At 61.7% G+C, this 14,447-nt stretch carries 14 protein-coding genes; 10 read left to right on the top strand and 4 right to left on the bottom strand.

Features of this window, described 5'->3' with window-relative positions; genetic code table 11:
- Positions 1-103: 103 nt before the first annotated feature.
- On the top strand, positions 104-562 hold the full coding sequence (locus AC0GUR_RS07840) for an SRPBCC family protein (RefSeq protein WP_472876903.1): 459 nt from the start codon (positions 104-106) through the stop codon (positions 560-562).
- Between the two features lie 37 nt (positions 563-599).
- Positions 600-914, top strand: a complete 315-nt coding sequence (locus tag AC0GUR_RS07845; protein ID WP_472876904.1) for an ArsR/SmtB family transcription factor — start codon at positions 600-602, stop codon at positions 912-914.
- A 72-nt stretch (positions 915-986) separates the two neighbouring features.
- On the opposite strand, the gene ykgO is transcribed toward AC0GUR_RS07845, so the two are convergent.
- The 4 genes from ykgO to AC0GUR_RS07865 form a co-directional block, all read right to left on the bottom strand.
- Positions 987-1,112, bottom strand: a complete 126-nt coding sequence (gene ykgO, locus AC0GUR_RS07850; protein ID WP_010342887.1) for a type B 50S ribosomal protein L36 — start codon at positions 1,110-1,112, stop codon at positions 987-989.
- A 168-nt stretch (positions 1,113-1,280) separates the two neighbouring features.
- Positions 1,281-2,177, bottom strand: coding sequence for a LysR substrate-binding domain-containing protein (locus AC0GUR_RS07855; protein ID WP_472876905.1), 897 nt, complete (start codon positions 2,175-2,177; stop codon positions 1,281-1,283).
- Between the two features lie 361 nt (positions 2,178-2,538).
- Positions 2,539-4,557, bottom strand: coding sequence for an FAD-dependent oxidoreductase (locus AC0GUR_RS07860; protein ID WP_472876906.1), 2,019 nt, complete (start codon positions 4,555-4,557; stop codon positions 2,539-2,541).
- 1,118 nt (positions 4,558-5,675) lie between these two features.
- Positions 5,676-5,933: an acyl-CoA-binding protein gene (locus AC0GUR_RS07865; protein WP_472876907.1), complete on the bottom strand. Its 258-nt coding sequence runs from the start codon at positions 5,931-5,933 to the stop codon at positions 5,676-5,678.
- 114 nt (positions 5,934-6,047) lie between these two features.
- Between AC0GUR_RS07865 and cmk the strand changes: the two genes are divergently transcribed.
- The 8 genes from cmk to galU all read left to right on the top strand — a co-directional run bounded on the left by cmk (position 6,048) and on the right by galU (position 14,331).
- Entirely contained in the window at positions 6,048-6,728 is a 681-nt protein-coding gene (gene cmk, locus AC0GUR_RS07870; RefSeq protein ID WP_472876908.1) for a (d)CMP kinase, read from the top strand.
- Between the two features lie 168 nt (positions 6,729-6,896).
- On the top strand, positions 6,897-8,570 hold the full coding sequence (rpsA, locus tag AC0GUR_RS07875) for a 30S ribosomal protein S1 (RefSeq protein ID WP_472876909.1): 1,674 nt from the start codon (positions 6,897-6,899) through the stop codon (positions 8,568-8,570).
- Between the two features lie 71 nt (positions 8,571-8,641).
- Positions 8,642-8,929, top strand: coding sequence for an integration host factor subunit beta (locus AC0GUR_RS07880; protein WP_019466989.1), 288 nt, complete (start codon positions 8,642-8,644; stop codon positions 8,927-8,929).
- Positions 8,930-9,110: 181 nt separating this feature from the next.
- A complete protein-coding gene (locus AC0GUR_RS07885; RefSeq protein ID WP_472876910.1) occupies positions 9,111-9,368 on the top strand; it encodes a lipopolysaccharide assembly protein LapA domain-containing protein in 258 nt (85 codons plus the stop codon).
- Positions 9,365-10,540, top strand: a complete 1,176-nt coding sequence (lapB, locus tag AC0GUR_RS07890) for a lipopolysaccharide assembly protein LapB (RefSeq protein WP_472876911.1) — start codon at positions 9,365-9,367, stop codon at positions 10,538-10,540. Before AC0GUR_RS07885 ends, lapB begins: the two co-directional genes overlap by 4 nt.
- Positions 10,541-10,547: 7 nt before the next feature.
- Complete coding sequence (locus AC0GUR_RS07895; protein WP_472876912.1) at positions 10,548-11,579, top strand: MraY family glycosyltransferase; 1,032 nt, start codon at positions 10,548-10,550, stop codon at positions 11,577-11,579.
- Complete coding sequence (locus AC0GUR_RS07900; RefSeq protein ID WP_472876913.1) at positions 11,566-13,461, top strand: polysaccharide biosynthesis protein; 1,896 nt, start codon at positions 11,566-11,568, stop codon at positions 13,459-13,461. Before AC0GUR_RS07895 ends, AC0GUR_RS07900 begins: the two co-directional genes overlap by 14 nt.
- A complete protein-coding gene (gene galU / locus AC0GUR_RS07905) occupies positions 13,462-14,331 on the top strand; it encodes a UTP--glucose-1-phosphate uridylyltransferase GalU (protein WP_472876914.1) in 870 nt (289 codons plus the stop codon).
- The last annotated feature ends 116 nt before the right edge of the window (positions 14,332-14,447 follow it).

Consider the following 14,447-nt stretch of genomic DNA (forward strand, 5'->3'; position numbering starts at 1 on the left):
AAGAAGAGAGGGCCAATGGCCCTCTTTTTTTGTCCGGATAAAGCGCAACTATATGGTTGCAATTAACGAATTGCGGGAGCAATATGCAGCCAGGAGGTTGCCTATGAACGCATCGACCGATCGAATTGAACGCGAGATTCTGCTGAAGGCCCCGCTGGATAAGGTGTGGAAAGCACTTTCCGATGCCGAATCATTTGGCGAGTGGTTTGGTGCATCTCTGAAAGGGCAGCGCTTTGTCGCTGGTGAGCACACGCGTGGAAGCATCACCTATCCGGGCTACGAACACCTGATGTTCGATGTACTCGTGGAGCGGGTGGAGTCTCCGCGGGTATTGGCATTCCGTTGGCATCCCTATGCCCATGATCCCGCCATGGATTACTCGCGCGAACCCATGACGCTGGTGGTATTCGAGCTGGAGTCTGTGAAGGATGGCACGCTGTTGCGAGTGGTCGAGTCCGGTTTCGATCGCATCCCGCTGTCGCGCCGTGACGACGCCTTCCGCATGAATAGCAGCGGATGGACAGAGCAGATGACGAGTATCGAGGCGTATGTCGACCGGTGATCATCGTGGGATCAGGCCAGCAGCGCTGAAAGCACCTGTGCTGCGCAAGTCAGCATCGATCTTTGCTGCGCTGGGCGATGAAACCCGTTTGCGCATGGTGGCCGCGCTGTGTGCCGGTGGTGCCATGTCGATTGCCCAGCTCACGGCGGGCACTGATATCACTCGTCAGGCAGTTACCAAGCACTTGCTCGTGCTTGCCGAGGCAGGCCTGGTGCGTGATGTGAAGCAGGGGCGCGAGCGTCTGTGGGAGTTCGAGCCTTCGCGCCTGGACGAGGCGAGGCGCTCGCTGGATGCGATCGCGCTGCAGTGGGATCAGGCATTGGCACGGCTCAGGTCCTTCGTCGAGCGGTAACAACCACTCGTCCGATGGGCAATAAAAAAGGCCGCTTGCGCGGCCTCTTTTTACAAGTTCGTCGCGCAGAGATTAGCGCTGACGAGCCTTGAAACGCGGGTTGCTCTTGCAGATCACGAACACTTTGCCGCGACGACGCACAACCTTGCAGTCACGGTGCCGCGCCTTGGCGGACTTCAAAGAGGAAAGCACCTTCACGGCCGGCTCCTGAAACTAACGAATGAAAAATACAAGAACGAAATGGTAAACAACTTGTGTACTTTGCACAAGTCCTTGGATGACCTGAGCAATTCGGTTCCGCGTGGGTCAAAAAGGCGCTTTTCGTGGCCATTGGCCGGGAATGCGGGTGTGCGTATGAACGTGCGTTCATTCCTGCTCGGTCATGGCGCTCAGGAAACGTCGCACCACGGGTGAGGGGTCATCTGCCCGGCTGGCCAGGGCCAGCAGCATATAGGCATCGGGGTCTTCCAGCCGCAGGTAGCTCACGCCTGCCAGGCTCACCGAGCGCATGGAGGCTGGCACCAGAGCCAGACCCATGCCTGCGGCTACCAGCACCAGCAGGCCGTTGATCTGCTGGGCGTGCTGGCGGATCAGTGGGTGGAAATTGGCCTTGGCGGCGATCTGGGCCAGTCGGTCGTACAGCGTGGCGGCGAGTTCGCGGGGCTGCACCACAAAGGCCTCCATGGCCACCTCGCGCAGCCAGATGCTTTCCCGGCTGGCGAGCGGATGGTTGGAGGGCAGGGCCAGCAGCAACGGCTCCCGGTCGATCACGTCCAGGCGCAGATGCCGGGCCACGCCCGGGTGTTCCGGCTCGTCGCGTACAAAGCCCACGTCGAGGTCGCCGGCGAGCAGGGCGGCGTACTGCTGCTCGGTATACATCTCGCTGAGGATCAGTCTCACCTGGGGTGCAAAGCTGCGGTAACGCAGCAGCGTCTGGGGCAGGGCGGGGTGGAACGTCACCGACACTGTGTAGGCCAGGCGTAGCTTGCCGCTGAAGCCGGTAGCGGCGTCGGCCATCTGGGCGCGCGCCTCTTCGGCCTTGTCCAGAATCTGGCGGGCCTGTTCAAGGAACAATTTGCCCGGTTCAGTCAGCGAGACATTGCGCTTGTTGCGCTCCAGCAGCCGCACCCCCAAATCATTCTCAAGCGATTGTATTTGCTGGGAAAGAGGGGGCTGCGAGATGTATAGCCGCTGGGCGGCTCGGGTGAAGCTGAGCTCCTCGGCGACCGTTACGAAGTAACGAAGCTGACGGAAGTCGAACATGGGAGGTCTTTAATATGATTTACGAATAAGTGGGTGAGCAAATATATATTTGTTTCTATAACCCGTCGATCATATTATTTCTTCCGTCCCGGCACCGTCCCCTCCCCCCAGGTGCCGGCGACCCTCGCCCCGCTGCGACGCTATCCCCGCGATATCTGGTCTTCCTCCCCCCTGACCCATATCGACGCGTCGCCCAGCGGGGCGCTTTCTTTTCAGCACAACGCCCGGCCAAAAGCCGGGCGTTGTCGTATCCGGATGCAAGGATTGTTGTAGGAGCGCACTTGTGCGCGACACGAAGCGAAGCGAGGGAGCTGCGCGAACCTGTCGCGCACAAGTGCGCTCCTACAGAAGGCCTGTAGCGCTACAGGCTCGCGGCGAGCCGCGTGCCCTGATCGATAGCCCGCTTGGCATCGAGCTCAGCCGCCACATCCGCGCCGCCGATGACGTGCGTCTTGATGCCGGCAGCCGTCAGCGCATCGGCCAGGCCGCGGTTGGGCTCCTGGCCCGCACAGATGATCACGTTGTCCACCGGCAACACCTGTGGCTTCCCATCCACGGTGATGTGCAGGCCCTGGTCGTCAAATCGTTCATAGGTGACGCCGCCCAACATGGAAACCTGCTTGGCTTTCAGCGTGGCCCGATGCACCCAGCCGGTCGTCTTATTGAGGCGCGCGCCGGGGCGGCCCTCCGAGCGTTGCAGCAGCCATATCTGGCGGGCAGGCGCCTCGGGCTTGGCGGGTGCCAGGCCTCCGCGGGTGTCGAGCTGCATATCCACACCCCATTCGCGCGTCCAGCGCGGAATATCCAGAGTGGAAGATGGCTGATGCTCCACCAGAAATTCGGCCACGTCGAAGCCGATGCCGCCAGCGCCGATGATCGCAACGCGCTGGCCCACAGGTTTGTTGTGTGCGAGTACGTCGAGGTAGCTCAGCACGCGCGGGTCATCACTGCCCGGGAAGCCGACGCGGCGCGGTGTAATACCCGTGGCAATGACGACTTCGTCGTGACCTGAATTGGCCAGTGTCGCCGCATCAGCCGCCTGGCCGAGCTTTACGGCAACGCCCGTGTCGTCCAGGCGGTGTCGGAAATAACGCAGCGTTTCGTGGAATTCTTCCTTGCCGGGAATGCGCTTGGCGTAGTTGAACTGACCGCCGATATCGCTGGCTTTGTCGATCAGCGTCACGGCATGTCCGCGCTCGGCAAGCGTGCTTGCGCAAGCAAGGCCGGCAGGGCCCGCACCAATCACGGCGATGTTCTTGCGCGTCGTGACCGGTTCGATACGCAGTTCGGTTTCGTGGCAGGCACGCGGATTCAGCAGGCAGCTCGCGCGACGATTCTGGAACACGTGATCGAGGCAGGCCTGGTTACAGGCAATGCAAGTGTTGATGCGCTCGCTACGCCCGGCCTTTGCCTTGTTGGGCCACTCAGGATCAGCCAATAACGGTCGTGCCATCGACACCATGTCCGCCTCGCCACTGACGAGGATCTGCTCCGCAACCTCAGGCATGTTGATGCGATTGGTGGTGATGAGCGGGATCGATACCTCGCCCTTCAGCTTCTTCGTCACCCAGGCAAAGCCAGCGCGAGGCACGCTGGTCACGATGGTGGGAACGCGCGCTTCATGCCAGCCGATGCCCGTATTGATGATGCTGGCGCCAGCCACTTCGATGGCCTTTGCAAGCGTAACAATCTCGCTCCAATCCTGGCCGCTTTCCACCAGGTCGAGCATCGACAGGCGATAGATGATGATGAAGTCGCGTCCAACGGCTTCTCGCGTACGGCGAACGATTTCCGCGGGAAAACGCATGCGTTTCGTCGCATCGCCGCCCCATGCGTCGGTGCGCTGGTTGGTGCGCGCCGTCAAAAATTGATTGATCAAATAGCCTTCCGAACCCATGACCTCGACGCCGTCGTAACCGGCGTCCTGCGCAAGCTTTGCGCAGCGAACAAAATCGCGAATGGTGCGCTCAACACCGCGCGATGACAGTTCGCGTGGGGTGAAGGGCGTAATGGGTGATTTGAGTTTGGAAGGTGCTACCGAAAGCGGGTGATAGCCATAACGACCCGCATGCAGTATCTGCATGCAGATCTTGCCGCCTTCCGCGTGTGTTGCACGTGTGAGCTTACGATGGCGTGCCACATGCCAGGGCATGGTCAGGCGTCCACCGAACGGCTTCAGCCACCCCTGGACGCTGGGCGCAATGCCGCCAGTCACCATCAACCCGACGCCACCACGTGCCCGCTCGGCGAAGTAGGCGGCCAGCTTGTCGTAGTCGCTGGCCTTGTCTTCCAGGCCCGTGTGCATCGAACCCATCAGGATCCGGTTAGGCAGGGTGGTGTGCCCCAGGTCGAGCGGGGCGAACAGGCGAGGGAAGTTCATGCGGGCCGCCGGGTCAGTTCAAACGATCGTATGAATGTGCCTTCAGAGGGTGTTTGAAAGCAAGGGGCTCGGGTGGTCTCTCGCTTCATTGGCTTGTCAGCGTCGTCTTGCCGCGAAAGTTGGGGCCAGTGACTTTCACTTCGTTGTCGCGTTATCGCGATCTGGCTCGCCTGCGACGCAAATCTAGTCCCCGTGGGACGGCGGGCTTCCGACCTCCTGCCGGAGGCCGGGTCACTTTCTCTTGCTTGCCCAAGTTCCACGAGGATTAGCCTCGCGTCAGAAAGTAACCAAAGAGGAGGGCACCCCCGCTTGGCGCTGGCCGGTGAAGCCGGCCAGTCCGTGAAGGGAGGCCGATCCCCCTGCGGGCCTGATCGTCCACCCCTCACCGCCGCACAGGGGGCCCGGAGATCAAGAGCGAAAGGTGAAAAGCCAGAGCCAACGCCACCTTGTAGGAGCGCACTCGTGCGCGACCACGGAGTGTTGTCGTTACCTCATAGATCGTGTTTCGCCAGCCTAGCCACCGAGCGAGTGTGACGCCGCGGTCGCGCACGAGTGCGCTCCTACAGAAAAGCCAGAAAGCCATGTCGCCAAGCGAGCCGCCGCTTTAAGCCCTCTCGGTGTCGACGCGTTGCGGTGTCGCCCCAGTGTGGCGGCGCTGCGCCGGTCGCAATCCGGGCTCCGGAACCTTCAGTGCTTGTATCCCAGGCCACGCAGAGCACCTCTGCGCCGTGGCGCGATGCGGGGTAGCCGCACCGTGTGTCGGATGGATCGTGCGGTGCCGATTATCGAAGCCCCCAGGGCTTGTATTCCACACGACGCTACCGGAGCTCCAATAGGCCGTTTTCTTTGGGTTACTTTTCTTTGACTCCGGGCATCCTGCCCTACGCCCTACGGGTCGGCTTCGCCGTTCGCACGCGCTCCTGCGCGTGCGTGGGCCAGCAAAAGAAAAGTGACTCGAGCGTCCCACGGGGACTAGCTTTGCGTCGTCGGCAGACGATCGAAACGCCCGCCGCGTAGGCGGCACGCTGGCCGTATCGCGACAACCAGACACCGAGGCTCTGGATCCCGACCTACGCCGGGGGGGCGAGCAGAAATGCCCGGCGTTATCGAGCGCCGACTCAGCTCAACAACTCATGCACCAACTCGATATACCGCTGCATGGCATCCTCTTCGGAAACACCACGCAACGTCGCCCACGCCTCGTACTTCGCAGTACCAACGAAGTCAAAAAAGCCCGGCTGCTCACCGTGGACATCACCCTCCGAACCCTGCTTGTAGAGGGCATAGAGTTTGAGCAGCGTATCGTTATCCGGTCGCTGGCCAAGTCGCTGGATATTCTCGGCGGCTTGTTCGAATTCGCGACGCAGATCATTCATGGTTTGGACGTGCATGGTCGGACGGACTGATTAGGGCTACAGGAAATCCCGCGTTCCGTGCGAGGACCAACGCGATAGCATATGCGTTTTCCTTTGTTGCCGTCAGGAGTCCCCATGACCTCGCCCTCATCCGTCCCCGTACTCACCATCGACGGACCCTCGGGGTCGGGCAAGGGCACCATCAGCCGCCAGGTGGCGGACAAGCTGGGGTGGCGGCTACTGGATTCCGGGGCGCTTTACCGGGCGGTGGGTTATGCGGCGGGTGCGGAAGGGCTGGATCTCTCCGACGTCGAGGCCATGACCCGGTGCGCTCAGACCACCAAGATCCGTTTTCAGGCCGCTCCCGACGGCAGTGACACCAGGGTGCTGGTAAACGGCCATGACGCCACCGACGAACTGCGCACCGAAACCGCTGGCGCAGCGGCCTCTGCGATTGCCTCGATTCCTTCGGTGCGTCAAGCACTTGTGGATATGCAGCTGGCCTTTCGCAAAGGTGCTGGCCTGGTCGCAGACGGTCGTGACATGGGCACGGTGATCTTCCCCGACGCCCCCTTCAAGGTATTCCTGACTGCAAGCGCCGCCGAACGGGCGAAAAGGCGCTATAAGCAGTTGAAGGAAAAGGGTCTCAGCGTTACACTTGCTACCCTTCAGCGCGAGATCGAAGCGCGTGACGCCCGCGATGCATCGCGAGCGGTCGCGCCGCTCAAGCCGGCCGCGGATGCGGTTTTCATCGACACCACCGGCATGGGCATCGACGACGTCGTCGCGAAAGTATTGGCTGTCGTGCAGTCCTGAAAGGGCTGCCGGCGGCTTTTGGTGCCCCTGCTATTAGGCGAGGGGTTTTGGTCAACGGTGCCCACGGATTCATTCCCGAAGACACCCATAGCCGGTGGGCCAACGTCCGCGCGCTCTTACGCAATGAAGCGCAAAGACCGAACGCCTTTTCTCATTTCTGGAATCAACATGACTGAAAGTTTTGCCGAACTGTTTGAACAGAGCCAACAGGCTATCTCCAAGCTGAAGCCGGGCGCGATCGTCACCGGTATCGTTGTGGAAATCCGCAACGACGTCGTCGTGATCAACGCTGGCCTGAAGAGCGAAGGCATCGTCCCGATTGAGCAGTTCAAGGACGAGAGCGGAGAGCTGGAAGTGCAGGTCGGCGACGAGGTGAAGGTTGCCCTCGACGCCCTGGAAGACGGTTTCGGCGAGACCAAGCTCTCCCGCGAGAAGGCCAAGCGTTCCATGGTATGGGACGACCTCGAGCAGGCCTTCGACAAGGAAGAGACCATCACCGGCAAGATCTCCGGCAAGGTCAAGGGCGGTTTCACCGTCGACATCAAGGACGTCCGCGCATTCCTGCCGGGTTCGTTGGTCGACGTGCGTCCGGTCCGCGATCCGGTCTACCTGGAAGGCAAGGACCTCGAGTTCAAGATCATCAAGCTCGACCGCAAGCGCAACAACGTTGTGGTCAGCCGCCGCGCCGTCGTCGAGACCGAGTTCTCCGAGGAGCGCGAGAAGCTGCTTGAGCGCCTGACCGAAGGCGCAGTGGTCAAGGGTACGGTCAAGAACCTCACCGACTACGGCGCGTTCGTGGATCTGGGCGGTATCGACGGCCTGCTGCACATCACCGACATGGCGTGGAAGCGCGTGCGTCATCCGTCCGAGGTCGTCAACGTCGGCGACGAGCTGGACGTCCGCGTGCTGAAGTACGACCGCGAGCGCAACCGCGTGTCGCTGGGCCTCAAGCAGCTGGGCGACGACCCGTGGGTCGCCATCGCTCGCCGCTACCCGGTCGGCAGCCGCCTGTTCGGCAAGGTCTCCAACGTCACCGATTACGGCTGCTTCGTTGAGATCGAGCCGGGCGTGGAAGGCCTGGTCCACGTGTCCGAAATGGACTGGACCAACAAGAACGTCAACCCGGCCAAGGTGGTGCAGGTTGGTGACGAGACCGAAGTGATGGTGCTGGACGTGGATGAAGAGCGTCGCCGCATCTCGCTGGGTATCAAGCAGACCCGCTCGAACCCGTGGGAAGCTTTCGCCGCCATGCACAAGAAGAACGACAAGGTGTCCGGTCAGATCAAGTCGATCACCGACTTCGGCATCTTCATCGGCCTGGACGGCGGCATCGATGGCCTGGTCCACCTGTCCGACATCTCCTGGCAGGCCTCGGGTGAAGACCTCGTTCGCAACTTCAAGAAGGGCGACGAGATCGAAGCCGTGGTGCTGGCCGTGGATCCGGAGCGCGAGCGCATCTCCCTCGGCATCAAGCAGATGGAGCAGGATCCGTTCGGTCAGTTCATGGCCACCAATCCGCGCGGCACCATCGTCAACGGTACCGTGAAGGAAGTGGACGCCAAGGGCGCCGTGATCGATCTGGGCGAGGGCGTCGAGGGTTACCTGCGCGCCAACGACATCGCCAAGGAGCGCATCGACGATGCCACGCAGCACCTGAAGGTGGGCGACAAGGTCGAAGCCAAGTTCACCGGCATGGACCGTAAGGGCCGCCAGCTGCAGCTGTCGATCCGCGCGAAGGACGAAGAAGAACTGCACGACGCCATGGCCGAGTACTCGAACGCCTCCAGCGGTACGACGAAGCTCGGTGCGCTGCTCAAGGAGCAGCTCAACAAGGCTGACTAAGCAGTACGAAGTAGGAATGCGGGGCGGCGTTCAGCCGCCCCGCGATTTCACGTCACGGACATTGGGGACCCATGACCAAATCCGAATTGATTGAGGCGCTGGCACGGCGTCAGACCCACCTCGCATTTGCCGATGTGGAGTTGGCGGTCAAGAGCGTGATCGAACAAATGAGCCATGCCTTGTCTAATGGCGAGCGCATTGAGGTTCGCGGTTTTGGCAGCTTTGCGCTGCATTACCGTCCGCCTCGCATGGGCCGCAATCCCAAGACGGGCGACGCTGTGGCGCTGCCGGGCAAGCATGTCCCGCACTTCAAGCCGGGCAAGGAACTGCGCGAGCGCGTCAACCTGAATCTGGAGTGATACCCGTCCAACGGGTGTCATCTCAAGAACTTGCGAAGGCAGGCGGCTTTGAGCCGATCCTGCCTTCTTTTTTGGACGCTTCAGTACACATGAGTGGGCTTTTCCGACACAGCCCCCGCTTTATGAAGCGCACCTGCATGCACGCCTGTGATGGGCTTTGGCAATCGGGTAAAGTCGCGGCATGCGACTGATCGTGACGTTGATCCTGCTGTTTTCGATAGCTGCTGGCATTGTGCTGGGCGCACTTAATGCCGACCTGGTCGCCTACGACCTCGGCTTCGTGCGCCTGGAGTTGCCCAAGGGTGCAGCCTTGCTGCTTGCGCTGGTGATCGGCTGGCTGCTCGGGGGGCTCACTGCGTGGCTGGGTGGCTCATTGCGCCATCGGCGCCTGCGTCGCCAAGCGTCGGCCAAGGCCAAGACTACGCCGGCCGGTGCATGAGCGCGCTTCAGTATGTTCTTATCTTGCTGGTGCCTGCGGCTTTCGCCAGTGGTTGGTGGACGGCTCGCAGGGCGGGTGTGCGCCGTTCCGGTGCGCAGGTCAGCGAACTTTCCTCTGACTATTTCCGCGGCCTGAATTACCTGCTTAATGAAGAGCAGGACAAAGCGATTGAGGTGTTCCTCAAGCTTGCCGAGTACAACCGCGACACCGTGGAAACCCATCTTGCGTTGGGTAACCTGTTTCGACGTCGCGGCGAAGTGGATCGGGCCATCCGGCTGCATCAGCATTTGGTCTCGCGCCCGGGTCTGTCCGACGCCATGAAGACCGTCGCCTTGCTCGAGCTGGGCGAGGATTACATGCGTGCAGGCTTGCTGGACCGCGCCGAGACCTTGTTCTCCGATCTGGTCGCGATGGATGCACACGCACCATCGGCATTGCGTCACCTGATCGCGATCTATCAACACGAGCGCGACTGGCATAAGGCGATCGAACACGCGCGCCGGCTTGAAGCCATGACCGGCGAGGACGAAGCCGGCATGATCGCGCAGTTCTATTGCGAGCTGGCCGAGCAGGCGCGTCAGCACGGCGCGCGACAGGATGCACGCGAATACCTGCGTCAGGCGTTTGCGTGCCAGGCCGATTGCGTGCGCGCCTTTATGCTCACCGGTCGACTGTATGCCGAGGAAGGCCACCACGCTGAAGCGGCCAAGGTGTATGAGCAGGCGGTGGAGGCGGATATCGCCTTTGTGCCGGAAATCCTGCCGCCGCTGCTCAACAGTTACGCGCGCTCCCAGCAAATGGAGCATGCCGAACATTTCCTGCGCGACATCCTCGAGCGTTATCACGGCATCTCACCGGTGCTCGCGCTCACACGGCTCTATCAGCAGCGTGATGGCGAGCGCACCGCGATCGAATTCCTGACATCGCAGTTGCGACAGCGGCCTTCCGTGCGTGGGCTGATGGCTTTGATCGATGCCACCATGGACAAGATCGAAGGCGAGGCGCGCGAGAATTTCCTGATCCTTCGCGACCTCACCAAGAAGCTGCTGGAAGGTCAGGCCATGTATCGCTGCAGCCGTTGTGGCTTCGGTGCCAAGGCGCATCACTGGCAGTGCCCGAGCTGCAAGAGCTGGAGCACGATTCGCCCGATCCACGGCGTGGCCAACGAATGAGGTTCGGATGACGTCTGCTTCGCTGGCGATAGGGATGGTGCTGGCATCGTTGTTGATCGCGCTGATCGTGGTGCGCGGTGCGATTGCGTATGCGCATCACCGGGGGATGATGGATCTGCCGGGGCAGCGCCGTTCGCACACGATTCCCACGCCGCGCGGTGGTGGCATTGGTATCGTGGTGGCCGCGCTGCTGACGATGCCTGCTTGTCTCTATGTCTTGCCAGTGGCATGGCTTACGCCCGTGGTGGTCGCGCTGTCTGTCGCTACCGTGCTGGTGGCGGCGGTCGGCTGGTGGGACGATCACCGGTCCTTGCCCGTGCTGCCCCGGTTGGGCATCCAGTTGCTGTCGGCCGCGTTGATCGCCGTGGCGCTCGCGATGGGCGGCATGTCGTGGTGGTGGGTGCCGGTACTGGTGCTCGCGGGTGGCTGGAGCATCAACCTGCACAACTTCATGGACGGCATCGATGGCCTGCTGGCGCAGCAGGTGATCTTTGTCGGCCTGGGGCTGGCCGTGCTGGCTTATATGGCTGCCCAGCCCGCGCTGATGACCGCCGCCGCCTGCCTGGCTGCGGCGGCCCTGGGCTTCTGGTACTACAACCGGCCCCGGGCCCGCATTTTCATGGGGGATGTGGGCAGCGGCACCATGGGGCTGTTGATTTTTGCCCTCACCGCGCTGCTCTGGCGAGTGGATTGGCACCTGCTGTGGCCGGCTTTGATCCTCAGTTCATCTTTTGTAGCAGACGCTAGCCTTACCCTTTTGGGCCGTATGGTAGGTGGGCGTCGTTGGTACACTGCGCACCGCGAGCATCTTTACCAGTGGTTGGTTCGCAGTGGATTCACGCATGCCAATGGGGGGGCGTGCTATCTGGCCTGGAACGTGTTGGTGGCGGCTCCGCTGGCCGCGCTGGCATGGGTTTGGCCAGCAGGGTCGGTACTGGTGTTCATCGGTACCTACCTGATGGCGACCGCCGTATGGATACTCATGAAGCGCCAGTGTTTGCGGCGCGTTTCGCACAAGGTCAGTCATGTCGCTTCGTAAATGGGTCGGTGTCATTCATCCGCGTACGGCCGTGGTACTACACGACCTGCTGATGGCTGCGTTGGCATGGTGGATAGCCAAAGCGCTGCGCTACGCCATGATCGACAATGCGGCAATCAGCTTCCACGCGCTGGAATTCCCCCTGGTGCTGCTGGTGCAAGGAGCGGTGCTGAGCTGGACTGGCCTTTACAAGGGTGTCTGGCGCTTTGCCAGCCTGCCGGACCTTTGGAACATCCTGCGCGCTGCCGTCATCGGTGCGCTCGCCATCGCCGCCGTACTCATTCTCTACAATCGACTGGCTGACGTACCTCGTTCAGTGCTGCTGCTTTATCCCGTGGTGCTCGCGGTGTTGCTGGGCGGCCCCCGCCTGGCTTACCGCTTCTGGAAGGACAGTCGTGTCGATGTGTTCCAGGCCAAGCCCGCCCAGCGCGTACTGATCGTAGGCGCCGATCGTGCCGGTGAGGCGCTTTCGCGCGACCTGCATCGCGACAATGGCTATACCGTGGTGGGCTTTGTTGATGACCGCGAAAGCCTCCGCGGGGCCAGTATCAGTGGCCGCCCGGTGCTTGGCCGTATCGAACAGATCCCCGAACTGGCGCGTGAAGTCGCCGCGCAGATGCTGCTGATAGCCATGCCCGCGGCGTCGACGCAGGAAATGCGTCGCGTGGTGGAACTGTGCGACTTGAGTGGGTTGCCGTACCGCACCGTGCCCAAGCTGGAGGATGTGGTTTCCGGTCGCGCTCACTTCAACGAGATCAAGGAAGTCGCCATCGAAGACCTGCTGGGTCGCGATACGGTGGAGCTGGACTGGACAGCCATCCGCGTGACGCTCACCGGGCGTCGCGTCTTGATCACGGGTGGCGGTGGCTCGATCGGCTCGGAGTTGTGCCGTCAGGTGGCGCGCCTGGGCGCCCAATCTCTCTGCGTGGTGGACAACTGCGAGTTCAATCTTTACCGCATTTCGCAGGAATTGCGCGCGGAATATCCGGAGCTGATCTACGAAGGCGTGTTGGCGGACTGTGGCGACACGGCCGCCATGCGCAAGCTCTTCAGCGAGTACAAGCCGCAGGTGGTATTCCACGCGGCGGCGTACAAGCACGTGCCGATGTTGCAGGGGCAGCTGCGTGCAGCGTTCCGCAACAACGTACTGGCCACGCGCAACGTGGCCGACCTGGCCGATCGGCACGAGGTGGAATGCTTCGTGCTGATCTCCACCGACAAGGCGGTGAACCCCACCAGCGTGATGGGTGCCTGCAAGCGTCTCGCAGAAATCTGGTGCCAGAACCTCAACGAGCACTCGAACACGCACTTCATCACGGTGCGATTCGGCAACGTGCTCGACTCGGCCGGCTCGGTGGTTCCGCTGTTCCGCGAGCAGATCCGCAATGGCGGCCCGGTGACGATCACGCATCCGGAAATTTCCCGCTACTTCATGACCATTCCGGAAGCCTGCCAACTGATTCTGCAGGCGGCCAGCATCGGCAAGGGTGGCGAGATTTTTGCGTTGGACATGGGTGAGCCGATCAAGATTCGCGACCTTGCAGAGCAGATGATTCGCCTGGCCGGCCGCAAACCCGGTACGGAGATTCCTATCGTCTACACCGGTCTGCGGTCCGGCGAGAAGCTGTTCGAGGAGCTGTTCCACCCGCTCGAGAATTACATCGAGACCACGCACGTGAAGATTTTTCTCGCGCAGTACCGGCCCGTGAAGTGGGATCTGCTCAATGCACAGATGGCCAAGGCGGCAGATGCCGTCGTGGCTTATGACGAGGACGCACTGCGGATTTGTGTTTCCAATTTGATGCCGTCGTTTCGCTGGGGCGAGTCCACGCAGCCAGACAATGTCGTATCGCTGCGTCGTAATGAATCAGGAGAGAAGTAAGTGAGCAAGCTGCGCAAGGTAGTGTTCCCTGTTGCCGGTCTCGGTACGCGTTTCCTGCCGGCCACCAAGGTGGTGGCGAAAGAGATGTTGCCGGTGCTGGATCGTCCGCTGATTCAGTACGCGGTGGACGAGGCCGTGGATGCGGGCGCGGACACCCTGATTTTCGTCACCAATCGCTACAAGCACGCCATCGCGGACTACTTCGACAAGGCGTACGAGCTTGAGGCGAAGTTGCACGAGAAGGGCAAAGACGAATTGCTCGCACTGGTGCAGGGCACCTTGCCCAAGCACGTGCGCGCCATTTTCGTGACCCAGCCCGAAGCGCTTGGCCTTGGCCATGCCGTGCTTTGCGCGAAGCCGGTGGTTGGTGACGAGCCGTTTGGCGTGGTTCTTCCGGATGACCTTATCTGGAACAAGGGCAAGGGCGCCCTGCGTCAGATGGCCGAGCTTGCCGATGCCCAGCAGGCAGGCGTGATCGCGGTGGAAGAAGTGCCGCACAGCGATACCGACAAGTACGGCATCGTCGACGCCCAGCCTATTGACGATCGCAGCGCGCAGATCCGCCATATGGTGGAGAAACCCAAGCCTGCGGATGCACCGTCCAACCTCGCTGTGGTCGGTCGCTACGTGCTGCCGGGCCGCATCTTCCAGTTGCTGGAACAGACGACGCCCGGTGCGGGTGGTGAGATCCAGCTCACCGACGCCATTGATGCGCTGCTCAAGGAGCAGGGAAAGGTGCTGGCTTATCGCTTCGAGGGCACGCGCTTTGACTGCGGCAACAAGGCCGGGCTGGTGCGCGCCACCATGCACATGGCGTTGCAGGATCCCAAGCTGGCTCCGGTCGTGCGCGAGTTGATCGCCGAGCTCTGATACGCGCGAGCCACCGGCTTTGAGGGCCGGTGGCTTGTGTGGGCCGGCCTTGGCTTATCGGAGGCCGGACGCTGCCTTCGTCGCGCAATGCGATGAAGGCGACTTCGCAAGAGTCA

The organism is Dyella sp. PARNA 12/25 (assembly GCF_055702865.1).